Raw genomic sequence first — 22591 nt, forward strand, 5'->3', positions numbered from 1 at the left:
TGCCCCGGTGACGGACCATCACGAAAACTCTGTAGCCAGCACCCGCAAAGTGACTTTCGCCATCGTGGCCGGAGAGGCGTCAGGAGATATCCTCGGCGCCGGTCTGATCCGTTCCCTGCGGCTCAGGTATCCGAACGCGCGGTTTGTCGGTATTGGTGGCGATGAAATGATCGCGGAAGGCTTCCACTCTCTCGTTCCTATGGAACGGCTGTCAGTGATGGGGCTCGTCGAAGTGCTCGGGCGAATACGGGAGCTGTTCGATATTCGCGCACGGCTGATGAACTACCTGCTGGCGACACCGCCGGACGTCGTCATTGGTATCGACTCCCCGGACTTTACCCTGGGTATTGAGCGCAGGTGTCGTGATGCCGGTATTCCGACCGCCCATTATGTTAGCCCGTCCGTCTGGGCCTGGCGGCAAAAGCGGATCTTCACGATCGCCAAATCCGTCAACCTTATGCTTACCCTGTTCCCGTTTGAGGCCCGTTTCTACGAAGAGCACGGCGTGCCCGTGGCCTTTGTAGGGCACCCCCTGGCGGACCGCATTCCAATGATGCCTGATACAGTTGGTGCCCGTCAGTCCCTGGGGCTTCTGGAAGATGCGCCGGTGCTGGCCATTCTTCCGGGGAGTCGGGGCGGGGAAGTGGAGCGCCTGGGTACTCTTTTTCTGGAGGCCGCCCGTTGGATCCAGGGCAGGCGTCCGGATTTGCAACTGGTGATTCCTTGCGTAAACCGGGATCGGGAAAAGCAGGTTCAGGCACTGGTGGAAGCCCTGGACGTGAAACTGGCGGTGACCATTGTGCGAGGCCGTTCGAGAGAGGTGATGGCATCGTCCGACGTGGTATTGCTTGCGTCCGGAACCGCCACTCTGGAAGCCATGTTGCTGAAGAAGCCCATGGTGGTGGGTTACCGGTTGAGTCGTGTCAGCTATGCATTGGTCTCAAGGCTGGTCAAGGTGCCTTATGTGGCCTTGCCAAACCTGCTGGCCAAGGAACAACTGGTTCCGGAACTATTGCAGGATGATGCTTCGTCCGAGTCTCTCGGAGAAGCCGTGCTTGAGCGCCTTGAAAATGAATCCGAACGCGCCCGGTTGACAGCCGCTTTTTCACAATTGCATGAACAGTTGCGACAGGGGGCTGACGAGCAGTCTGCTGCAGCCATCTCCGCATTAATAGAAGGCGGAGCAGTATGAGTAAGCGCCCCTTGCCGCCGTTTGAGTGCCAATATCAGGGGCGACTATTGGCCGGTGTGGACGAGGTGGGACGCGGGCCGCTGGTTGGGGCTGTGGTGACGGCCGCGGTTATCCTGAACCCGGAAAAGCCAATACCGGGCCTGGCGGATTCGAAAAAGCTGACGGACAAGCGCCGTGAGGCTCTTTACGAACAGATCATTGAGCGTGCAGTATCCTGGAGCCTGGGGCGCTGTGAGGCCGATGAGATTGACAGGCTGAACATCTTCCAGGCAACCATGGTGGCTATGGAGCGTGCCGTGGCGGGCCTGCATGTCGAGCCGGAATATGTACTGGTGGACGGTAACCGCTGCCCCAAATGGCGTTGGACCTCTGAGCCAGTGGTGAAGGGCGACAGCCGGGTGGAGGCCATCAGTGCGGCGTCCATTGTCGCCAAGGTGACTCGTGACAGGGAGATGGCTGTGCTCCATGAGGAATTCCCTGAGTACGGCTTTGCAGGCCACAAGGGTTATCCGACGCCCGTACACCTCGAAGCGCTTGGCAGATTGGGTGCAACCGCTCACCATCGTCGCTCATTCCGCCCGGTTCAGGAAGCGATTGATGCCGTGGGTTTGTACAGCCGCGCCGCGGATCAGGAACTGCAATATCCTGGCGACTTGTTTGAAAATATCGATTGACAGGTTCCGGTCGAATCCTTAGTATACGCGCACGTTGATCGGGGGAAGCCCCGGTAAACAACCAGTTTGATGCGGGGTGGAGCAGTCTGGTAGCTCGTCGGGCTCATAACCCGAAGGTCGTTGGTTCGAATCCAGCCCCCGCTACCATATTAAAGAAAGGCAGATCAGTTAGTTACTGGTCTGCCTTTTTTGCGTTTGGGCTAGCAGAAATTCCATGTGACGTATATGTGACAAATATGTGCCATGGCTTGTGACGGTTCGATCTGCGGCCAGGTGGAAAATGACCGTCAGTCAGTTTTTGTTCTTCCTGTGACAGTAGTCGTCTACGCTGCAAGTCTGAGTGTGTTCTTGACGTTCCAGTCTAGCCCAAGCTGCCACATTATGGCGACATAGGCCGGGGTTCTGGCCACGCTTTCTCATTGGAAAGCGGACCTTTTACCGCGACGAGATGAGCTAGTGAAGAGAGGCTGAACCGGGGTAGGTTCACTCATGGGTTAGGAGTGACAAGGGCACCAGCATAAGTCCAAGCTTTTAAACAAAAGCGGACATTAGTAATCGCTTTTTAAAGATCCACGCTTCCATTGGGAAAGCAGACCTTTTTCTGCCACGACGAGATTGCCTACTGAAGGATTCTGGGTAGTCGTCCAAAGAGTACGTGGCTCGATTTAGCAACTGGGATAAGTCCACTTTGCATCGCCTCCTAAAACATAAAGTAACATAATGTTTGTAGCTTACCTCTACATGTGTCGTTGTATCCTGCCCTTCGACGTATCACTAACGCAGGAGAATGCATGCCTTTTCAGACCAAGATGTTCCCTCTCATAGTCTCCACGCTGGCCATTGGATTGATCAGTGGTTGCGCGTCTACCGGAATCACGGAAGCCGAGCCTGATCACAGTCGGGCATGGAACCTGACCCACAGTGTTGGAATGACCGATCTCGAAGATGCAGAGGTGCCCAAGGACCAAATCCCGAGCGGTCTGGGTACGGCGACAGGTCTGGCCATCGATGTGGCTTACTTCATGAATAGTTCTACCCTTGCAATGTCATTCGGCGACGCATTCGGTCTGGGATTGCTTGGGGCGCTGACTACGACGAATAAGAGTCACGCTGAGCGAAGCAGTGTCATCGCATGGGTACCGCAAGACCAGGTAGAAGGTCCCGAAACTGTCAACATTTGGCTTGGTAACGAGATTAAAGACGCCACGATGACGGCGATGAACGAATTGGGGATTGAAGGAGAGCCTGAGTTTCACAACGAGCTGACGGATAACTTTTTCAACGGAACCTTCACTGAAACGAAGATTTCAGGTGTGAAGGCCGATGGCACTGAATGTGGCGCGTATTTCAAGGTGTATCCCGAGCAAGTGTCGGAGCTTAAAACAATTCCTGATTTCATTGCTCCAAACAAAAAGGGTTACCAGGTCTTCGCCGGCGATGAAATGGAGTATCCCCGTTTTTCTGCTTACTGCCTGAGTGATACCTCTTTGGATCAGTACGTGGAATTTGTGAGTGCTATCAGCAAGCATCTCCCCGATACGGTGTACTTTTACACGCGCCAGCTGGAGCTTGCAGACCAAACGATCCCGCCCGTTGTGTATGATCACGGCCAGGCGCTGTTATTCCTCACTGCCGAGAACTAAGACAGCCTTAGTCCCCTTAGAGCCAGAGCCGGGAGCATAGAGCGCCCCGGCTTTTCTTCATCAGGCCGAAGGATCACATGTAGTGGCCAGGACCACCGTCATCGTCATCGATCTGGTGAATCTTCCCGTCTCTGGCAGCCTGATGCTCGTTTAAGTAGAAGCTACCAGGCCTCTTGGTTTCTTCTGTCTCTGAATCATTTTTTGTGAATATGTTGTAGATCATAATAAGCACCATGACCACTATGATCGCTCCAAAGAATCCCATCTAAATCTCCAACCCCGAGTCTTTAATCTCTAACTATGACAGAGACGTGAATTGACTGTCGAAACGAGTCGCGACAACTCGCGTTCTTTTTTGTAAACAACAGAATTTGCAGTTCAGTGGGCGGTGCTGGGACTGGCTATGGCTGTGTAACCATCCCTATTTCAGTTGCACCGCTGATCAGAGTTTTCCACCCTTTGGTGTTTGCCCAAATATTCCCATGGCGTCAGGTCTTCCAGTGAATCGGAGTGGGAGGTAACGGGCTCGCGCGGCCCTGCGAAAGGCTCGCTTTGCGACCGTCACGCATCCCACGCGACACCTAAACAAAAGCGAACATTCGATTCAGGTCTTTCCTCCAGAGCCTTAAAGCCGATCACAGCCATTTCATCCAGTACGATGGGAGCAAGTTGCAGACGCTGAATGATTACATGGCAGAGACGGTCATGCTCGGCTAAGCTGTTGTTTTATAAATTTATGCGCAGCGCCATTGATAGTTCAAAGTCAGTAATCATGACGCAGTCAACTTTCTGCAATGATCAAGCCCGCAGCCTAATTATTGTAAGTGGTAAATAAAGGGAATCTATGGCATACGATTTCGAGTTATGGAGAAAGCGCCACGTTGAGAGAAGTGATCTCACCACGGAATTAGTTCACCTAACACGCTCTAAGGGCGATGATCAGGTGGCCCTCGATTCCCTATTTGAAATACTTGAGTCAGGGAAGTTGATTGGCAGTACAACCTTTTCAGGCTTTATCGTTGGCGACACGCCCGCAGTTTGTTTTCAAGATGCGCCGCTCAGCGCGGTTGGACAGAATTGCTGGTTCGAGCAAACTTTTCGGGAAGAGAATACTTGGGCAAAAAAACGGTATGATCCTACCGGAGTCATGTTTTCAAAGACGTACGTTTTTGAAAAGGGCGGAAGACCGGTTGTCTATGACAGGACTTCAGAAGCGAAAATTTATCTGCCCGGGGACCAATGGTGGCGCATTGTCAACTTTGATTTAAGTGATAGAGAGAATATTCGAGATTGGTCCCATGAGAGGGAGTGGCGGATTCCGAACGCGCTGAATTTCAAGACATCCGACGTGATTTTGCTGTTTTCGAACAACGCTTGTGTACAAGAGTTTATCGATAAGTGCGATGACGCTGGCAAACCTTTCTACCGTGATGCTAGGGGAATTACCACAATGGAGAGCGTCATAGGCTAAGCCCTAAAAAGTGCAGGTACGGCGATGCCCACTATATTGCGCTTTCGGCTTCACTACGTGGGCGCGCATGCTGCAAACGTTATGCACGAAGGAGAATGAAGCGCCGGGCTAATCGTTTGTTGTGTTCTCAGAAAGTTCATGAACCTTATGAGGAAAAGGGCCATATAGGATGATTGCCGAGACCGATTTAAAGGAGATAAGGCCTAAGCTGCCAACAGCTGCACCTTCGTCTGCTCATGTGCAATCAGGTATTCCCGTTCCCAAGGCGATCCGCGTCAAAAATTTTAGTCCTGATGATTGGGAAGACTTTATCGAGGAATGGGCAACGAGTCTTGAAGGCTCGTATGTCAAGGTTCGTCGCTTCGGTGGCTCGGGCGACTGTGGCGTCGATATCGCAGGTTTTTGCACTGATAAGGGATTTGAAGATATGTGGGACAATTATCAGTGTAAACGTTACGCGAATCCACTGCGACCAAGCGATGTTTGGGTCGAACTGGGGAAGATCATTTATTACTCGTATATCGGCGAATATACACCACCACGAAAGCATTATTTCGTGGCATCCCTCGGTGTTGGAACAACATTAGAAAAACTTCTAAATAAACCGACCGAGCTTCGTGAAAAATTCAAAGAAAATTGGGAGGGGCACTGTAAAAGCGGAATCACCTCAACCAAGGAAATCGAGCTCAGCGGAAGACTACTGTCATATGTGGACGCTTTTGATTTCAGGATATTTTCATCGAAATCACATGTTGAGCTGATTGAAGCGCATAGTCATACCGGGTTTCACGCAGTCCGATTTGGCGGTGGTTTGCCTTCAAGGCCAGATCCCGAAGAGCCGCCCGCTGTCCCTGCGACATCCGAGAGCCGGTATATCCGCCAGCTCCTTGACGCTTATGGAGATCATTTGGGAAGCCCACTCCAGGATATAAACGCGCTCGCCGCACACAGCACGTTGGAACAGAATTTCTGGAGGCAACGTGAGCGCTTCTATCATGCTGAAGCATTAAGAAACTTTGCCAGAGACACTGTGCCAGAAGGGACATTCGACAATCTTCAGGACGAGATTTTTCACGGCGTCGTAGATGTTGCCGACTCAACCCATCCCAACGGGTACGAAAGGATGAAAGCAACAGTGGCACAGGCATCATCTGTCGCTTTGACGGCAAATCCACTTGCGTCAGCAACCAAGTCGCAGGATCGGCAGGGCATCTGCCACCAGCTAGCGAATGAGGATCGTCTCAAATGGATGATGGACGATGACTAACCACTCTCACCCGGCACCATTCAACAGCCCACTGGAAACTGGTATCCGCTCTCTAGAGATTCTGGTCGCTGCCTATCCGGAAGCTTTCGACCTCGAAAGACTGGTCGAAATGGATTATCTCGTCGTCCATTCCGAAGATGCCGATGGGCCTGAAAGTCTTCACGCAGCTCTGCCTATGAGAGCAGGAGAATTGCTAGTCCGACGTGGGCTAATTGAAAAGGGCATTTTATTGATGATGAGCCGAAACCTCATACAGCAAATACCCGCAGAGGAAGGTTTCGACTACATCGCTGGAGACGCCGCTGCGCCTTTTCTCGCCTCGCTAACATCCAGCTATTCTCAGAGGCTAAAAGAGCGCGCGCATTGGGCGGTCGAGCAGTTCGCGGGTGTGGAAACATCGGAGATTCGACAAACGATGCATCGGTTGTTTGAGAATTGGTCCACCCAGTTCCAAATCATAGATAGACCGCGAGGTAACCAATGAGCAACAGGTACCTCCAACTGCGTCGGATCGCATTTTCCGGCCCCAACAAAATGGCCGAGTTGACGTTCTCGAACGGTGTGAATGTGATTTGCGGCGCATCGGATACGGGGAAGTCGTTCCTCGCGGAATCGATTGATTTCATGCTTGGAGGATCCGAATTAAGAGGCATTCCAGAGCGAACTCCATTCGGTGAAATCCAATTCGACCTTGATATGACCTCAGGGGAGCAATGGCGCTTCTATCGCGCGAGTTCTGGGGGAAACTTCAAGGCTCGGAACCTTCTCGATGAGGATGCCGCAGTTGAAGTCCTCAAAAAAGATCATAGTCACGGAAAAACCGACAACGTTTCGGGATTCCTTCTCGATAAAATCGGGCTTCTTGGAAAACGCATATTGCGCAGCAAGAAGAAGGGTACAACGCAGAGTTTAAGTTTCAGGAATCTGGCAAGACTTGTGATCGTCCAAGAAGGCGAGATTCAGCAAATCGGCTCGCCCTTCTGGGGTGGTCAATACACTTTGAAAACTGCCGAGTTGGCGACAATAAAGCTTCTTCTATCGGGTGTAGATGATTCCGATGTTGTTGAGACAACGCAGAGGGGAACAGATAGTGCAAAACAAATCGAGCTGATTGATGAACTGCTGGCCGAAATTAGACAGGAAATTGCAGACCTTGGTGAAGAAGATGCCGACCTTAAGGAACAGATTGGTCGCCTCGACGAGACTATCGAGCATCGCCGGGAAAATCTGAAGGCTATTCAATCCCAGCTTGATTCCCTTTTGGAGCAACGACGAGAATTGGTGGATGTTCGAACGGCGATTCGGGACCGATTAGACGAAATTGTCGATCTGTTGGCTAGATTTGATCTTCTCCTTGAGCACTATGCTGTCGATATTGAACGTTTGACGGCAATACAGGAAAGCGGAGCGATGTTCGCTCATGTGGAATCGGTTCCTTGTCCACTCTGCGGAGCATCACCGCAAGCACAGCAACATGATGCTGCCTGCGATGGGGACGTTGAGGCGATCGTTCAGGCAGCTACCGCAGAAATTGCAAAGATAGTGCGACTAAAGGGCGAACTCCAAGCGACTGTCGCTAAATTAAAGTCCGAGGCAGTCTCTCAAGAACAAGAGTTGTTAGATAAAAATCGAGAGTACGAGAATGTTAGCGCCCAGATTCAAGAAACCGTAGCGCCGACTGTGAGTGAAGAAAGGGCATCTTTCTCGGAGCTTATTGAAAAGCGGGCAGAGGTCCAGAGGGGGATCGACCTATACGCCAGAGCGGCGAAGCTCGAAGAGCGTAGGATAGCTTTAGAGCAAGATGAAGGCGAAGCAGGTTCCTCTGGCGCCGTCGTCTCCGGCCTACCTGACTCTGTTGCGCATGACTTTTCACTCAGGATTGCCAAGTTGCTGAAAGCATGGGATTTCCCAGGTGACTGCTTCGTTCATTTCGACAAGGAAACGACCGATTTTGTCATCGATGGAAAGCCGCGAGGTAGTCGGGGCAAAGGGCTTCGTGCTATTACGCACGCAGCGGTAAGTATCGCATTACTGGAGTATTGCCTCGAAAACGACCTGCCGCATCCTGGCTTTGTTGTGCTGGACTCGCCGCTTCTTGCGTATTTCAAGCCGGAAGGCGATGAAGATCGGCAACTACAGGGCACAAATTTGAAAGAGAGCTTTTATGCTTATCTTGTCGACCACCACAGTAGCGATAGCCAGATCGTGATCGTTGAAAACCAGCATCCGCCCGATTCTGTATTGGACCGACTAAGCATGACAGTGTTCACCGGCAACCCAAATGATGGTCGGAAAGGTTTCCTCTAGGGTTAATTGATGCTACTTGCGGAACTTTAAGTTGTGACCTCGGGAGGCATAACAAGTGCCTATTGCCGGACGCGCCTGTGCTGGCGCTCCGGCACTCCGAAGAGCCGATGCGTTATACGACCAGCTAACGTTTTATTTGACCAGAATGTTGTGAGCTTTATCTATGTCTCGATGGTTTGATTTTTCACAACCGGAATATCAGCTTCAGGAATTGGGTCGTCTACGAATGCTCTGGCGTGACGTGCCGGATCAAGAAGCTGTTAATGCCATAGCGGAAGCGCATCAGTACTACAGTTTTTTGAAAGACATGATAATTGGGCGCCTCCAAAGCTGGTCGGAGGTACCAGCAGAACGTCCACATTGGCATACGCCCACCCCTTTAAGCCTTTCGACTAGAGCTGGCGCTGTGTCGAGTAGCATTGTCGTTGGGGCATCCATCGTCGAATGCGCAATGAGGGCCCACGCAGAAAACCGCAATTTGAAGAAATTGATGAAAAAAGACCCGAAGCACCGAACCTTTGGCTCGGTTATTTATGCTTGGGAGAATCATGGAGTCCACGGTCCAGAAATTACTGCGATCTTGCCTGATTTAAAGCGTATTCACGGAAAGCGAAATGATATCCACTTGTATGCTAGTTTTGGTCGAACCTGGGAAGATGTTGAGGCTGAGGAGCAAAACTTGGTGAACTCTTTGGAGAGACTTTTGGTTTTCTTCCAGCAACTCAAACCGGCGAAGATCTAGGTGGCTACAGGGGCGTCCGTATAATCAAACGCTGCTGGGCAGAAGCCAAAAGCTAATTCCAAATACGCGCACAGAGATCGTAAGTCGATGGATCTCCTGTTTTATGTGAACTTGAAACATGTCTTTGGAGTTTATGAAGAGCCCTACACGGATGTTTCCGAGATCCAAGATTTTGGGTGTAGGTCTGTACCGTTTGTGAAAGGTCAGATCGCGTGCTGCTTATACGCAAGCGAGGAAGCGCCCCAATGGTTGCGCGAAGTTGTCGGGAATATCCGTCACAAGGTTTGGGACTGAAACAGTGTTCAACAAGTGAATCACGTCGTCCGTTATACTCTGGCGCCAAGAACATTTTTTATAGGCGATGTTATTTGTAAGGAATAATGGGTTATGGAGCAACTCAAAAGCCTCGACGAGCTAACCGAAATGGACGAAAAGCATCGTTTAATGGGTGCTGTCTGTGGTGGTGTTCCTAGCCTGGAAAAAATGCACGATTTGTTGTCGCAAGAGCATCTGAACCACGAAGTCCCGGATGAGATTAAGGGTCAATTTAATGTCGCAAGAAACATGGCACTTTATAGCTACTATTTTTATGCACTGGCTCCAGAAGTGCATTTGAAAACCTATACCGTGATCGAGCATGCTCTGAAACTTAAAGCGAAACCTGAAAAGCATATGATGTTGGGCAAACTTCTCCGTATCGCGCTTCAGAATGGTTGGATCTCTGACGCGGGATTCCGCCACATTGAAAATCCGTCGCCGGCCAACGAGTGGTGCACAGCGATGCTGAAAGGCATTCCTCATCTGCGAAACTCTCAAGCTCACGGCTCATCGATGTTGATCGGGGACTGTATTCATCACATTGCAGTTTGTGCGGACTTTATTAATCAGCTCTTTCCTGAGGGAGAGAAAACGTAACAAGGAGCGCAAGACGGGAGATCCCTATTGGGCCGTCGCTTCGCTCCGCGTTACCTGTCCAATCTGAATGTTCGCGTTGCGACCAGGGCACACTCCGGACTCAGCTAAACAAAAGCGAAAATTCGCGCCCCCACTTTTCGGTCAGTTTTATTCCGACTTTGGTCGATTGCGCTGCTTCTCTAGGAAGTCGGCAATCATTTTCAGTGGTGCTCGGGGGTAACGGCATCATTAATGAATTTGGGGTGGCGCGACACCTGGTGAATCTGGAAGTGGTGAATACCTATGAAGGCACCCACGATGTTCACGCCTTGATTCTGGGTCCAGCCCAGACCGGGATTCAGGCGTTTTTCTGATGATGCCTCCATCTAATAATGGCTGATGGAAAGGCAAGTCGTTGAATGGGTCAGGGTGGAAATGGGCCAGTCCTCAACGGCAGGCCCATTAGCTAAATTTCAAACCCGTTCAATCAGTGTAGCAATACCCTGGCCCACACCCACACACATGGTGCACAGGGCGTAACGGCCACCGGTGCGCTGCAGTTGGTGGGCGGCGGTCATCAGCAGGCGGGCGCCAGACATGCCCAGCGGGTGGCCAAGGGCAATGGCGCCGCCGTTTGGGTTCACCCGGGTATCGTCATCAGCAATGCCGAGCTCACGCAGGACCGCGAGGCCCTGGGCGGCAAAGGCCTCGTTAAGTTCGATTACGTCGATGTCGTCGATACTGATGTTCTGCTTTTCCAGCAATTTGCGGACGGCGGGTACCGGGCCGATGCCCATGATGCGCGGTTCCACGCCGGCAGTGGCCATACCGAGGATTTTTGCCATGGGCTTGAGGCCCTGCTGTTTTACCGCGGTTTCGCTGGCAACCAGCATGGCGGCGGCGCCGTCGTTGACGCCGGAGGCATTACCAGCGGTCACGCTGCCATTCTCACGGAAGGGCGTGGGCAGGGCAGCAAGTTTCTCGAGCGTGCTTTCGCGGGGATGCTCGTCGGTGTCGAATACCAGTGGGTCCTGTTTCCGGCGCGGAATGGACACCGGCACGATTTCTTCGGCGAAGCGTCCTTCCTTCTGGGCTCGGGCCGTCTTCTCCTGGGAACGGAAGGCGAACAGGTCCTGATCTTCACGTGACACTTTGTATTGCTCGGCCACGTTCTCTGCCGTTTCCGGCATGGAGTCGATGCCGTATTGCTTTTTCATCAGCGGGTTCACAAATCGCCAGCCAATGGTGGTGTCCTCAATCTTCTGGCTACGGGAAAAGGCGCTGTCGGCCTTGCCCATCACGTAGGGCGCGCGAGACATGGATTCCACGCCGCCGGCCAGTACCAAATCCATTTCACCGGCGCGGATGGCGCGAAAAGCCGAGCCCACGGCATCCATGCCGGAGCCGCACAGACGATTGAGAGTGGTGCCGGGAACCGACGTAGGCAAGCCGGCCAGCAGGGCAGACATCCTTGCCACGTTGCGGTTGTCTTCACCTGCCTGGTTGGCGGAGCCCATCATCACTTCGTCAATGGCGACCGGGTCCAGTTCCGGAGCCTGCTCAAGCACGGCTTTGAAGATGTGGGCCGCCAGGTCATCAGGGCGAACGCTGGCCAGGGTGCCGCCGAAGCGGCCGATAGCCGAGCGGCGGGGATGGCAAATAAAAACATTCATCAGTTGGAAACCTCATTCCGCCGGAAGCAGATCAAGTGGGGACCTATGTAATCATTTCTGGCCGCCCAACTTACAGGTTGCAAGTGGGTGTCACAATTATATGATTGGCATAAAAGGCATCTAAAAAATGTATATGTCATTGGTTGAGAGAGGATTGGTAATCAACGGCGTTTTTCAAATAGCAGCTTGCCGCTCCATCGCCCGGATTCGACGTGTTGTGTGACTTGATAGAAAATCACCTCAATCAACTTTCTGACAGCGATTGAAGTGGGCCGGTTGCCTGGAGTAGCTATCGCCAGAGAACGGTATAGTTCAGGTTTAACGATAGGGACGGCAACAACCTCTCCACGTTCCACCATTTCATTGACAGTGGCAGAGGACAAAATGGTATAACCAAGCTGCTGCTTGATCATCTCGCTTAGAAGCGGCCACGCACTGACCTCAAAGGCCAGGTTGATCTTTTTGCCCCTTTGCATCGCTTCCTTTTCCATTCGCGCTCTCAAGCCATGTTTTTCTTCGGGTAGGATCAGCGGTAGATTGAGAACTTCGTCAAGATTCACAGTGTCCCGTTTCGAGATTTCAGTGTTCGGTGGAGCAATCAGGAAAAAACGCTCGTCAATAAGTGGGGTATGGCGCGAGTTCTTATGCTTGCTTTGATCATAGGTGATCACCAGATCCAGCTTTTGCTGAGAAACCATTTGCTGCAGCGTGCCGCTCATGGCTGATCTCACCGCGAGATTTACACGTGGATAAAGTGTGCGGAACTGTTTGACGATCATCGTTGCCAATTCGTTGGAGATAGTTGGTAGCAATCCGAGCTTCACCTGACCGGTTACGGTTCCAGAGACTGCCGCCACATCTGCTTGAAGCTGTTCTGTATCCTGAAGCAGGCCTTTGGCGCGTTCATAAAGAACTTCTCCTGCGGTCGTTAGCAGAACACCCCGCCCATGGCGAACAAACAGCTCAGCATCCAGGGCTTCTTCAAGCAATCTAATTTGGCGGCTTAAAGCCGGTTGTGCAATGAATAGCGCCTCCGAGGCGCGACTGAAACTACCTCTCTCGGCAATGGTAAGAAAGCTGTTCAGTTGGCGAAGATCAATCTTGAGGTTGGAAGCCATACAGTGTTGATCACTTATTGTTAGATCCCGTATCTCGCTGATTGCGAGCCGTTCTTTAAGCTATACCAACGATCACTAGGAAATATAGAAAAAAACGATACTGATCGCGTTTCAAACAAGGTCATTAAAAACGATAATAGAAACATTGGTTTATGCGTTCTCTGTTTTGCTTTGGTCTTAGTCGCGGCGTTTGGCTTTTTTGATCTTTGTCATTTTTATTCAATTAGCGGACAAATTGCTTCAAGACGCTATCAGGTAACCCTTGCATCATGTGCAGTATTGTGAGGAAGAAAGGTTAGGGCCGTAGAAATCGTTCGAATCAGCCCGCGCGGATTTCTTTGAGGGTTGCGCTACCCCTTTTCAAACGTACTCCCCATCGACGTGAAGAAAGCAAATCACGAATGTGAGTGCTTTGGTCTGCTGAAGCACGTTGTTGCTGGCGCGAGACAAGCGCTTGTGGGGCGGGAGAAGAGCCAAAAAAAGACGGAGAAGCAATATGTATCCCAATCTCAAGATGTACATCGGTGGTCAGTTTGTGGACGGGAATGGTGAATCCAGCCAGTCGGTCATGAATCCCTCCAATAATGAGGTTTTGGCCACGCTACCTTATGCAAGTGAAAGTGACCTGGACCGGGCGCTGGAATCGTCGGAACAAGCCTTTCGTTTGTGGAAGAAGGAACCCGCCGTGGGGCGTTCCCGGATTTTACGGAAGGTGGCAGAACTTATTCGAGAAAGAGCAGAGAACACGGGTCGGGTACTCACGTTGGAACAAGGGAAGCCGGTTCGCGAAGCCATTGGCGAGGTCTTGTCCTGTGCTGAGCATGCTGAATGGCACGCGGAGGAATGCCGCAGAATATATGGTCGTATCATTCCTTCACGAAAATCGAATGTACAACAAACCGCACTTAAGGAACCGATAGGAGTGTGCGTTGCTTTCTCGCCGTGGAATTTTCCTTTCAGTCAGGCTTTCCGCAAAGTTGTCGCTGCCATTGGCGCGGGCTGTACGGTTATTCTTAAAGGGTCAAGCGACACCCCTGCCTCCGTGATGCTGATGGCACAAATATTCCATGATGCAGGTTTGCCAAAGGGCGTTTTTAACGTCGTATCTGGTGACTCTGGCATGATTTCCGAGTACTTGATCAGGTCGCCGATCGTCCAGAAGATCAGCTTTACTGGCTCTACGCCGGTCGGTCGGAAGCTGGCGTCACTTGCCGGAGCCAACATGAAACGTTGCACCATGGAGCTTGGCGGTCACGCGCCGGTCATTGTTTGTGACGACGCAGATATCGACAAAGCCGTTAAAGACTTGGCCGGATTCAAGTTTCGGAACGCGGGGCAGATTTGTATCTGTCCGACCCGGTTCTTCGTTCAGCGGAATATCTACAACGATTTTGTCTCCAGGTTTTCCGAAGAGGCAAAGAAAATCAAAGTGGGATGTGGGTCCGATGACTCCACAACGATGGGGCCTCTGGCCCAATCCCGTAGGGTAGGGGAGATGCAAAAGTTAGTTGACGACGCTTGCCAGAAGGGCGGCGTGTTGGTGACGGGCGGTGAGACGCCGTCTGGCGCGGGGAACTTTTATCCACCAACGGTTCTCAAAGATGTTCCTGATGATGCGATGTTCATGAATGATGAACCCTTTGGCCCAATTGCAGGTTTTGTGCCGTTCGACAGCATCACCGAAGTGCTGGAACGAGCTAACCGGTTGTCCTTCGGGTTGGCTGCCTATGCGTACACCTCATCTGTTAGCAATGCCCATCGTATTACCAATGGCCTGGAAGTCGGTATGGTCTCTGTGAACCACATAGGGCTGGCGTTGGCGGAAACTCCCTTTGGAGGCGTCAAGGAAAGCGGCTATGGTAGGGAAGGTGGCAGTGAGACCTTTGATAGTTATCTGGCTACCAAGTTTGTGACTCAGATGAGCTGATTTCGGTTGAGAGCCAAGAGTATGAGTTTTCTTTGAGTTAAATGGTTATAAACTTAATTTTATCTTCGGGTCTTTCGATCAAAAACAAAAAGGAGACCGTTAATGACCAGCAACTTGTTAGCACCAAATGACATTCTTAATGTTATACCTGGGCAGGTAATCTGTGACGGTACTGTAGAAAGTTCGCTGAAAAATCGGCTTTCGATGAGAAACTATCGGTTCGATAAAACTGAAGTTTATATTCCTGAAATGCGAGATTACATGCTGGTCAGGTGGGAGTCTCCGCCTGAGAATCTTGGTTTCTTCCATTCGGGTAAGTGGGCAAATCAGGACGCTCGTACCGATAGCGTGACAATTCTGGCGCGTGGAGAGCCATCTCGATGGTTCTGGACAAATGATATTCAGGTCTCACACGTTTATGTCTCCGAGTTTGCTATTAAAAAAGTCGCTAATGATCTCTTTGAGAAAGATATTGACAGCTTGAATATCGATCATAGAGCGGTTTCTCAGGATGCCACACTGGCTGAGTTGATGAAGTCATACGAACGGGAGTGCCTGGGTGAAAGTCTCGGTGGTCAACTATATGCGGAAACCATTGAGACTCAGATATGTATCCATCTGATCAGGGAATATTCTCAATGCAAGCTTCGTGAAATTCAGGTTGATCGAAGTATGCCTGTTTCAAAGCAAAAAACGATTGAAGAATATATTGTTGAAAACCTTGACCAATGTATAAGTATCGATGATTTGGCGGAAATCTCGGGATTTAGTAATTCGTACTTTATTCGCCTGTTCAGAAATGCGTTTGGTATGCCTCCACACGCCTATATTCTTCAGCGGAGGCTGGAAATGGCGAAGGCGATGCTAGAGTCGCCGATGGATATACCGATCAAGGTAATTGCAATGGAGTGTGGTTTTTCCGATCAGAGCCATCTGACGCGTCTGTTCAAGAACAAATTTTCTACAACGCCTAACAGATACAGGAATAAGACGAAACTAACTGAATTTTGTTGAATTGCCGATCAATATATTTACCTTAGATGCCCGACTCTCTGCTTGAAGAGTGAGTCGCGCATCGTTTTTATGCCTGGCTGATTTTCCGGAACCACCTCACTCCCATATGAACTTCCCCGATCCCGTGGTTGCATGTATTTTCATGTGGAATTGCTATGCAGTAATTTCGGTTTATATTTTGGTTGTAATCATTGTCAAAAATTTAAAAATTTTTTAAATGCCATTTAATTTAATTGGTTTATTTATCTTATGGTTCAAAAAAACAATAAATACATTCAATATTTCAAAGGTATATATCAGGATCATTTGAGTTGGTTTTATAAAAAATCAACAAAGGAAAAGCCAGATGATCCAGGAAAATATAAACAATAGTACTGCTGATAAATTCAGTAACAAAACGAATCGTAGCTATTTTAAGATGGCGAAATTGAAACTGCCGGGTGTAATTTTATTGGCGACAGTATCCCTCCCGGCATTTTCTGAAAGTATCACAGTGGGCGACACAAACCTTACGCTGTATGGTTACGCAAAGCTTGACCTCATCTATGATTTCGATTCGCCTCTGGGTATTTCGATTATCCACCAGAATATCAGGCTTGACGATACAAATGGCCCCGATGGTCATTTTGACGCACACGCCTTAGAGTCCAGGATCGGCATTTCAACCATTACTCCTAGCGAGCTCGGAAATATCGAGACCCGGGTTGAAGGTGATTTTTATGGGCCTGGCGGGACCTTTCGACTCCGGCAGGGGTACGGTACATGGAATGGCATTCTTGCAGGTCAAACCGAAACGAACTTTTCGACGTTTCTTGGTTACACGCCGAGCATTGATTTCACCGGTCAGGTAGGACAAACAAACCTGGACCGTCAGGCGCAGATTCGTTACTCAACAGGGGGGCTCTCGATAGCTTTAGAGGAGGCTGACAAGCAAGGAGGCCGAGCCTATGAAATGGAAGAGACCGTCGAAATCAAGAGTAGCCTTCCAGATCTGACTCTCAGATATGACGATGCTCTGGGCAGTATGAACTATTCCTTAGGAGCCGTGTTGCGGAAGTTAACTGCTTATGATGCCGCTGCTGATCGGGAAGAAGACGAATTCGGTTATGGTGTCACCTTCTCGGGAAAAATGCCTGTTTCATCAAGGGTGAGCCTGCAAGGTGCAGTAGTCTACGGTGAAGGTGTTGGTGGTTACCTGTGGTTAAACCCGGCTGCGCCGGCCTACTACGACCCTGTTACTGCCAAACTCGAAGCTATCGAAGCCGTTGGCGGTACTCTTGGAATATCCGTGGCTGTTGGTCCTGGTTTAGCAAACCTGGCCTATGGTGTGTCCGAAGCTGATCTGGACGACATAAAAAATGTTGACGTTAGCAATGAGGGCGAACAAAACACGAGCCTTTATTTGAACTACCTGTGGTCGCCCGTTGAGAATGTCGATTACGGTATTGAAGTTAGCCACCATACCCGAGAGTTGGTGGGGGGGCGTGAAGGGAAGGCGACACGTCTTCAGGCGATGGCTAAATACACTTTCTGAACATTGATTTAAGCGTTGTTGTGCCCCTAGTTGCCCCGACTCTATGTCGGGGCTTTTTTCTGTATGGATCAGTGGCATCTTTCTTTTCCCATAAGTAGCAGGATAAAATCTCGAATTAGCTTCATCATAATAAAGCTCAGCCAATTAATTTGCTGTCTCGATATTCCCAACAAGTCCGTTCTATTTTTCTACCAGTTCGGACATCTTGCCTGCAAGCTTCTTAGTTCTCGCCCCATCAATGTTCTACTCATCTTCGTAGAATTCCGGAGTGAACTTCAGATTTAATTTCATAAAATATTGATTTTTAGAGGAGATCACCTTCTGGCCTCAGCATGTTAATGCCTTTTATTTTGCTTTAATAATGTCGCTATCGGCTTGTTGTTGATAGAGGAAGGTAACATAGACAGCCATAATCGATCCGTCTTTCAGCAGACCTTCCTTTTCTTTGGTGTTGAAACGATTCCACGTGTCACGAAAAGTTGCTGCCCCCTCCCCCTCCCTGCGGCATATAGACCGCCTGGCGCGTCGATAGTAATATTTTCGACAACATCATGGAGATTGAAATTGTTCAGTTCTATGGGTGATCGGAAGGTGCAATCCTTAATCCACAACACCTTGCTCGAGTGTTGCATAAACTTCATTTACCAGGATTGCCATCGGTGATCCCCCGAAGTTGTTCGCCCAGCGAGCGCTAGGAAGCGCCAGATATTCGCAAGCCCTTGCCGTTTAATTCTTCAACCGTATTTACTGGACCATTACAGAACATTACATAAGCGGTTTTAGATACAGCCGAGGTAAAAACCTGGTTGTTTGACGCGAATTCTTTCTGACATTCCGGGCGGTTGAGCATTACATGCTCAAGAATGGCCCGGGAATAAGCGTAGCTCTTTTTACCGGATACTTTACTTTGTAGCACGACGTGTTGGACCGGTGGTTACTCAAGGCTCCTTTGAGGGCTCAGATGGTCATCATAAATACGGTTGTACTGATCAACATGTAGATCCATTCGTTCACGCGGTTTTGAGTTTTCCGAGAGAACTTCGTGGCCAGTATTTCCACGGCGATCGACGAGTTGATCTGCTCGGCGTACGCCAGTGGCGGGAAGCTGGCGATGAGCATGCAGTAGTAAGCAACTATGGTGATAGTTTCGGGCAGGGGGTGTTGAACAGAAATCGGACTAGAATATCCAGGCTGAGATGTATCATCATTAGGGCCATGGCGAGCCCGCTCAGAAAAGTAACTATCTTATTGATCTTTAATATTAGTACTTCGAAGTTCTCCCGCAACTTGTTGCCACTTCTTGCCCTACTTACTATTGTACTCATTTCTATGACCGGCCCCTATTTGAAGATTGATATACGGCCGGAAGGGGCCTGCTTCGGGTAGAAGCAGGCTCTGATGGAAGTTCAATCAATTCGCGGTATATCCTCCATCCACAACGATTTCTGCGCCATGTACGAAGGATGATTCGTCGGATGCGAGAAACAGCACCGCTTTTGATACCTCGTCAGGTGTGCTGGGTCGGTTCATGAGCGTGGGGCCAAGAAGTGCTTTACGGGTTTCTTCATCCGCGTGTAGCAAATCCTTGGTCATGGGCGTATCGATCACCCCGGGGTGCACGGAATTGACGCGGATATTAAAGTCTGCGAGGTCCACGGCGCAGGACTTGGTCATCAGGCGTACAGCGCCCTTTGATGCGATGTACGCGCCAGCGCTTGGCGCGCCGACGATGCCATAAATGGATGAAATATTGATAATTGAGCCGCCGGTACTTTCCTGCATGAGAGGCACGGCTTCCCGAATGCCGAGAAAGGTTCCACGTACGTTTATATCGAACGTGCGATCCCATTCTTCGTTACTGGTCTCATGGACTGGTTTGAGAATGAGTGTTCCTGCGTTGTTGACAAGGATGTCCAGCCTGTCGGCCTTTTCTTTGATTGATTTGATCGCAGCCTTCCAGTCAGCTTCACTGGACACGTCCAGTCGCAAAAACTCAGCATCTCCTCCTTGGCCGCGAATTGCTTCCACGACCTGATTGCCGTTTTCCACGTCAATGTCACAGACGAATACTTTTGCTCCCTCAGCAGCCAGTAGTTCCGAGTGTGATTTCCCCATCCCCATGGCACCACCGGTAACCAAGGCAACCTTTCCAGTTACTCGTTTCATCATTTTTTCCTTGAGTCTGCTCAGGTGACAGAAGGGCGGTAGTTTTGTTAACCACCCCCTTCCGTAGTTGATATGCGTTGCTCAGCTGTCGAATTCGAGCGTCGAATAGTTGTCTTCAACGACGGCCTGAAGCTCTTGCCGGTAGGCGCCAAGCCCGGCCATGTAGAAACGGACGGTATTTTTCTTGCCCGGGATATTCGCCCCGAAGATCCATGATTGGGCTTTGGGAAAAAGTGTCATATTGGCAATCGATTGGCAGGTGTGTACCCAGGCTTCCTGTGCCTCGGGTTTCGGTTCGATGGTCTTATGGCCGTTCCGTTCAGTCAGTGCAATCGTATCGGAAATCCACTCAACCTGGGTCTCAATGCTTGGGACAAGGTTGGTGAAGGGACCGTTCGGCCCCAGAATCATGAAGAAGTTGGGGAAATCTGCTTCCATTACCCCCAAATAGCCCAAGGGGCCGTCTTTCCATTTATCCTGAATGGTGACGTCATTGCGGCCCTTAAGATCGATTCGAGTGTAGTTTCCCTCTACGGCATCGAAGCCTGTGGCAAAGATCACTGCGTCCAGCTCAATCTCCTTGCCGCTTTCAAGGAGAATGCCGTTTTCCGTGAACTTTGAAATTGGATCGGCTTTAACATCTTCCAGGGATACGTTATCGCGGTTATACACCTCGTAGTAGTGATTGCCACACAGGGGACGCTTGGCGTAGAGATCACTGGGCATCAGTTTTTTGGCGGTATCGGGATCCTTTACGATCTGAGCAATTTTCCGCTTTATAAAGTTTGCTGCAGCGTCGTTAGCCTCCTGGTCTGTTGCAATATCCGAAAATGTTTCGAACATGAACCGGAAGCCACCGCCTTTGTTCCAGATTTCCTCGAAGACGCGTTCACGTTCTTCTTCCGAGACTGAGGTGGCAGGCACAGTGCTCTCTTCAAAGCCGAAGGCAACAGCAGACGACTTCACCTGATCCCAGATAGCGTCATAGTTTGCTTTGTATTCCTGAATTTTCTCCTCACTTTCGGGCCAGTTTCCAATCGGTACCACGTACTGTGGAGACCGTTGAAATACGGTCAGGTGTTCTGCAGTTTCGGCCATCGCAATGATAACCTGGACCCCGGTAGAACCTGTGCCGACAACGCCCACTCGCTGTCCGGAGAGATCCGTTCCTTCAGGCCATGCACCGGTGTGAATGATTTCGCCTTTGAACGTGTCCATTCCATCGAAAAGCGGTTTGTTGGTTGCTGACAGAAGGCCCAGGCCGGTTACCAGATATTTTGCGGTAACCACCTGATCTTTGTCTGTCCAGACTCGCCAGAGTTGGGTAGATTCGTCGAAATGGGCAGCGGTTACCTTGGTGTGGAACTGGTAGCTGCGCCGAAGGTCGTAACGGTCAGCCACATCGTTCAGATAGTCCAGAACTTCGGGCTGCGTCAGATAGCGGTTCTTCCACCGGGCGTTTTTCAATCCCTCCTTGTCGAAGGAGAATCGATAGCAGAAGCTCTCGGTATCTGATAACGCACCAGGATAGCGATTCCAGTACCAGGTGCCACCAACGTCGCTGGCGTTGTCGTAGGCCTGAACTTTCAGCCCTTGTTCATCCCGCAGTTTGTGAACGGCATAGAGCCCTCCGAATCCTGCGCCGACTACAACGGCGTCAAAATCAGGGGTCTCGGTTCTTGTGTTTGTGGTTTTCTCGTTCATGTGAGTTTCCTCTTCGAACACAATTCATCCACGGAGCAAGAAGCGCCCCGTTGCTTCGTTTGTTGTTAATTCAGGGTATGCCCGCGCCGGCAATTACCGGCGCGGGTTAAGAGGTATCAGAGGTTCCGATACCAATCGGCGATACGATCCAGCTCCTCGTTTGCTTCCGGTGCACGGCCCGAGAGAGCGGGAAACACGTGCTGCATGCCAGGCACCACAGAAAGCACAGCTTTTACACCCTGGTCTTTGGCCTTGGCGTAAAGGGTTTCTGAATCGCTAAGCAGCGTTTCGGCGCCTCCAGCGGTGATATAAAGCGGCGGGAAACCGGCGAAATCGTTTTCCAACGGATTGGCTAATGGATCGAGTGGATCGGTTTTGTCGCCGAGAAACATGCCCGCCATGCCCTCCAGGATTGGCTTTCCAACGAGTGCATCGGTTGAAGCATTGGATTCCAGAGTGGCGCCGCGCAGCGCCATGTCGAGCCACGGAGAATAGGCGATCACCGCCCCTGGTAGGGAAAGCCCCAGATCACGGAACTTGAGCACGCTGGCAATGGCCAGATTGCCTCCGGCGCTATCGCCTGCGTTGATCAGGTTGTCTGCTTTGTAGCCTTGGTCCAGCAACGCTTTGTAAGCGGATACAGCGTCCTCAATCTGGGCAGGAAACGGATGTTCCGGTGCTCGGCGGTAGTGGAGAATTACGGCCTGAACTTTAAGGGCCTTGGCAAGGTGGCCGGCCATTTTACGATGGCTGTCTGCGGACCCCACAGCGAAGCCGCCACCATGTGTGTAAATGATGGCGCGTGAGCTATCCGCACCGTCTGGCAATGCCCAGATGGCTTCCACGCCGCCAATATGGTCGCTCTTATAGCGAACGTTTTCCGGTTCCAGAGCAGGCTGGCCCCATTCATCAAACATGCTGCGCAGGTTTTCAATGGAAAGATCAGGATTGGCAGTCATTCGATTGGTCCAATCCTGATAAAGGTCGCGCAAGACATTGGATTCGTTGCTAATTGTCATTGTTTTTCCTCTTGGTTTTTTGCTGATGAATACAACGTCTTTCAGCCCCTTACATAAAAGATTGCGACTTGCGGATTACGCTGGTGCTGAAGACTTTCAACTGCAGATTAAATCCCGGCCAAGTCTGAGTATTGAAGATTCCTGTTCAGATATTGGAGTATCCTGCTTTTTCTGAATAACCCGGTTGTTGTTTTTATTTCGAGGATGGCTTGATGTTAATGAGGAGGTTTCGTTTCAAAGGTTTGT

Annotated in this window: 18 protein-coding genes, 1 tRNA gene and 1 pseudogene; 15 read left to right on the forward strand and 5 right to left on the reverse strand. The window is 50.5% G+C overall.

The window, feature by feature from the left end; translation table 11 throughout:
• Positions 1 to 7: 7 nt before the first annotated feature.
• The 12 genes and pseudogenes from lpxB to AAGD24_RS07690 form a co-directional block, all read left to right on the forward strand.
• Entirely contained in the window at positions 8 to 1192 is a 1185-nt protein-coding gene (gene lpxB / locus AAGD24_RS07635; RefSeq protein WP_273623002.1) for a lipid-A-disaccharide synthase, read from the forward strand.
• Positions 1189 to 1866: a ribonuclease HII gene (gene rnhB / locus AAGD24_RS07640; protein WP_041335156.1), complete on the forward strand. Its 678-nt coding sequence runs from the start codon at positions 1189 to 1191 to the stop codon at positions 1864 to 1866. Before lpxB ends, rnhB begins: the two co-directional genes overlap by 4 nt.
• Positions 1867 to 1936: 70 nt before the next feature.
• Positions 1937 to 2013 (forward strand) — tRNA-Met (locus AAGD24_RS07645).
• A 644-nt stretch (positions 2014 to 2657) separates the two neighbouring features.
• The gene (locus AAGD24_RS07650) at positions 2658 to 3509 is read left to right on the forward strand and encodes a hypothetical protein (protein WP_219496179.1); all 852 of its coding nucleotides are present in this window, start codon (positions 2658 to 2660) and stop codon (positions 3507 to 3509) included.
• 844 nt (positions 3510 to 4353) lie between these two features.
• Positions 4354 to 4980 carry a hypothetical protein gene (locus AAGD24_RS07655; protein ID WP_219496175.1) on the forward strand — a complete coding sequence of 209 codons (627 nt, stop codon included), beginning with the start codon at positions 4354 to 4356 and terminating at the stop codon, positions 4978 to 4980.
• A gap of 169 nt (positions 4981 to 5149) precedes the next feature.
• On the forward strand, positions 5150 to 6247 hold the full coding sequence (locus tag AAGD24_RS07660; protein WP_219496173.1) for an ABC-three component system protein: 1098 nt from the start codon (positions 5150 to 5152) through the stop codon (positions 6245 to 6247).
• Positions 6240 to 6731, forward strand: a complete 492-nt coding sequence (locus AAGD24_RS07665; RefSeq protein WP_219496171.1) for an ABC-three component system middle component 2 — start codon at positions 6240 to 6242, stop codon at positions 6729 to 6731. The genes AAGD24_RS07660 and AAGD24_RS07665 overlap by 8 nt, the downstream gene beginning before the upstream one ends.
• Complete coding sequence (locus AAGD24_RS07670) at positions 6728 to 8554, forward strand: AAA family ATPase (RefSeq protein ID WP_219496168.1); 1827 nt, start codon at positions 6728 to 6730, stop codon at positions 8552 to 8554. Before AAGD24_RS07665 ends, AAGD24_RS07670 begins: the two co-directional genes overlap by 4 nt.
• A 163-nt stretch (positions 8555 to 8717) precedes the next feature.
• Positions 8718 to 9296, forward strand: coding sequence for a hypothetical protein (locus AAGD24_RS07675; protein ID WP_219496166.1), 579 nt, complete (start codon positions 8718 to 8720; stop codon positions 9294 to 9296).
• Between the two features lie 87 nt (positions 9297 to 9383).
• Positions 9384 to 9590 carry a DUF1780 domain-containing protein gene (locus tag AAGD24_RS07680; RefSeq protein WP_219496164.1) on the forward strand — a complete coding sequence of 69 codons (207 nt, stop codon included), beginning with the start codon at positions 9384 to 9386 and terminating at the stop codon, positions 9588 to 9590.
• A gap of 93 nt (positions 9591 to 9683) precedes the next feature.
• Complete coding sequence (locus AAGD24_RS07685) at positions 9684 to 10211, forward strand: hypothetical protein (RefSeq protein WP_228744612.1); 528 nt, start codon at positions 9684 to 9686, stop codon at positions 10209 to 10211.
• 206 nt (positions 10212 to 10417) lie between these two features.
• Positions 10418 to 10564: pseudogene (locus tag AAGD24_RS07690) on the forward strand (acyl-CoA dehydrogenase); the annotation flags it as partial.
• Positions 10565 to 10663: 99 nt separating this feature from the next.
• On the opposite strand, the gene pcaF reads toward AAGD24_RS07690, so the two are convergent.
• Together pcaF and AAGD24_RS07700 are read right to left on the reverse strand one after the other, a co-directional pair.
• The gene (gene pcaF, locus AAGD24_RS07695) at positions 10664 to 11863 is read right to left on the reverse strand and encodes a 3-oxoadipyl-CoA thiolase (protein ID WP_273623715.1); all 1200 of its coding nucleotides are present in this window, start codon (positions 11861 to 11863) and stop codon (positions 10664 to 10666) included.
• Between the two features lie 161 nt (positions 11864 to 12024).
• A complete protein-coding gene (locus AAGD24_RS07700; protein ID WP_219496160.1) occupies positions 12025 to 12981 on the reverse strand; it encodes a LysR family transcriptional regulator in 957 nt (318 codons plus the stop codon).
• A gap of 496 nt (positions 12982 to 13477) precedes the next feature.
• Between AAGD24_RS07700 and AAGD24_RS07705 the strand changes: the two genes are divergently transcribed.
• The 3 genes from AAGD24_RS07705 (at position 13478) to AAGD24_RS07715 (ending at position 17456) form a co-directional block, all read left to right on the forward strand.
• On the forward strand, positions 13478 to 14908 hold the full coding sequence (locus AAGD24_RS07705) for an NAD-dependent succinate-semialdehyde dehydrogenase (RefSeq protein ID WP_219496158.1): 1431 nt from the start codon (positions 13478 to 13480) through the stop codon (positions 14906 to 14908).
• Between the two features lie 102 nt (positions 14909 to 15010).
• On the forward strand, positions 15011 to 15922 hold the full coding sequence (locus tag AAGD24_RS07710; RefSeq protein ID WP_219496157.1) for a helix-turn-helix transcriptional regulator: 912 nt from the start codon (positions 15011 to 15013) through the stop codon (positions 15920 to 15922).
• Between the two features lie 346 nt (positions 15923 to 16268).
• Entirely contained in the window at positions 16269 to 17456 is a 1188-nt protein-coding gene (locus tag AAGD24_RS07715; protein ID WP_219496153.1) for a DcaP family trimeric outer membrane transporter, read from the forward strand.
• Positions 17457 to 18866: 1410 nt separating this feature from the next.
• Here AAGD24_RS07715 and AAGD24_RS07720 read toward each other — a convergent pair.
• The 3 genes from AAGD24_RS07720 to AAGD24_RS07730 form a co-directional block, all read right to left on the reverse strand.
• Entirely contained in the window at positions 18867 to 19622 is a 756-nt protein-coding gene (locus AAGD24_RS07720; protein WP_273623713.1) for a glucose 1-dehydrogenase, read from the reverse strand.
• An 81-nt stretch (positions 19623 to 19703) separates the two neighbouring features.
• Positions 19704 to 21326, reverse strand: coding sequence for an NAD(P)/FAD-dependent oxidoreductase (locus tag AAGD24_RS07725; RefSeq protein WP_273623712.1), 1623 nt, complete (start codon positions 21324 to 21326; stop codon positions 19704 to 19706).
• A 116-nt stretch (positions 21327 to 21442) separates the two neighbouring features.
• Positions 21443 to 22345 carry an alpha/beta hydrolase gene (locus AAGD24_RS07730; RefSeq protein ID WP_273623710.1) on the reverse strand — a complete coding sequence of 301 codons (903 nt, stop codon included), beginning with the start codon at positions 22343 to 22345 and terminating at the stop codon, positions 21443 to 21445.
• Between the last annotated feature and the right edge of the window lie 246 nt (positions 22346 to 22591).

This window comes from Marinobacter sp. M5B, assembly GCF_042604615.1.
GTDB classification, from domain to species: Bacteria; Pseudomonadota; Gammaproteobacteria; order Pseudomonadales; family Oleiphilaceae; genus Marinobacter; species Marinobacter salarius.

Coding starts and splice junctions, on each gene's coding strand:
- rnhB (WP_041335156.1), top strand. CDS start 1,189: ATGAGTAAGCGCCCCTTGCCGCCGTTTGAGTGCCAATATCAGGGGCGA.
- AAGD24_RS07650 (WP_219496179.1), top strand. CDS start 2,658: ATGCCTTTTCAGACCAAGATGTTCCCTCTCATAGTCTCCACGCTGGCC.
- AAGD24_RS07655 (WP_219496175.1), top strand. CDS start 4,354: ATGGCATACGATTTCGAGTTATGGAGAAAGCGCCACGTTGAGAGAAGT.
- AAGD24_RS07660 (WP_219496173.1), top strand. CDS start 5,150: ATGATTGCCGAGACCGATTTAAAGGAGATAAGGCCTAAGCTGCCAACA.
- AAGD24_RS07665 (WP_219496171.1), top strand. CDS start 6,240: ATGACTAACCACTCTCACCCGGCACCATTCAACAGCCCACTGGAAACT.
- AAGD24_RS07670 (WP_219496168.1), top strand. CDS start 6,728: ATGAGCAACAGGTACCTCCAACTGCGTCGGATCGCATTTTCCGGCCCC.
- AAGD24_RS07675 (WP_219496166.1), top strand. CDS start 8,718: ATGTCTCGATGGTTTGATTTTTCACAACCGGAATATCAGCTTCAGGAA.
- AAGD24_RS07680 (WP_219496164.1), top strand. CDS start 9,384: ATGGATCTCCTGTTTTATGTGAACTTGAAACATGTCTTTGGAGTTTAT.
- AAGD24_RS07685 (WP_228744612.1), top strand. CDS start 9,684: ATGGAGCAACTCAAAAGCCTCGACGAGCTAACCGAAATGGACGAAAAG.
- pcaF (WP_273623715.1), bottom strand. CDS start 11,863: ATGAATGTTTTTATTTGCCATCCCCGCCGCTCGGCTATCGGCCGCTTC.
- AAGD24_RS07700 (WP_219496160.1), bottom strand. CDS start 12,981: ATGGCTTCCAACCTCAAGATTGATCTTCGCCAACTGAACAGCTTTCTT.
- AAGD24_RS07705 (WP_219496158.1), top strand. CDS start 13,478: ATGTATCCCAATCTCAAGATGTACATCGGTGGTCAGTTTGTGGACGGG.
- AAGD24_RS07710 (WP_219496157.1), top strand. CDS start 15,011: ATGACCAGCAACTTGTTAGCACCAAATGACATTCTTAATGTTATACCT.
- AAGD24_RS07715 (WP_219496153.1), top strand. CDS start 16,269: ATGATCCAGGAAAATATAAACAATAGTACTGCTGATAAATTCAGTAAC.
- AAGD24_RS07720 (WP_273623713.1), bottom strand. CDS start 19,622: ATGAAACGAGTAACTGGAAAGGTTGCCTTGGTTACCGGTGGTGCCATG.
- AAGD24_RS07725 (WP_273623712.1), bottom strand. CDS start 21,326: ATGAACGAGAAAACCACAAACACAAGAACCGAGACCCCTGATTTTGAC.
- AAGD24_RS07730 (WP_273623710.1), bottom strand. CDS start 22,345: ATGACAATTAGCAACGAATCCAATGTCTTGCGCGACCTTTATCAGGAT.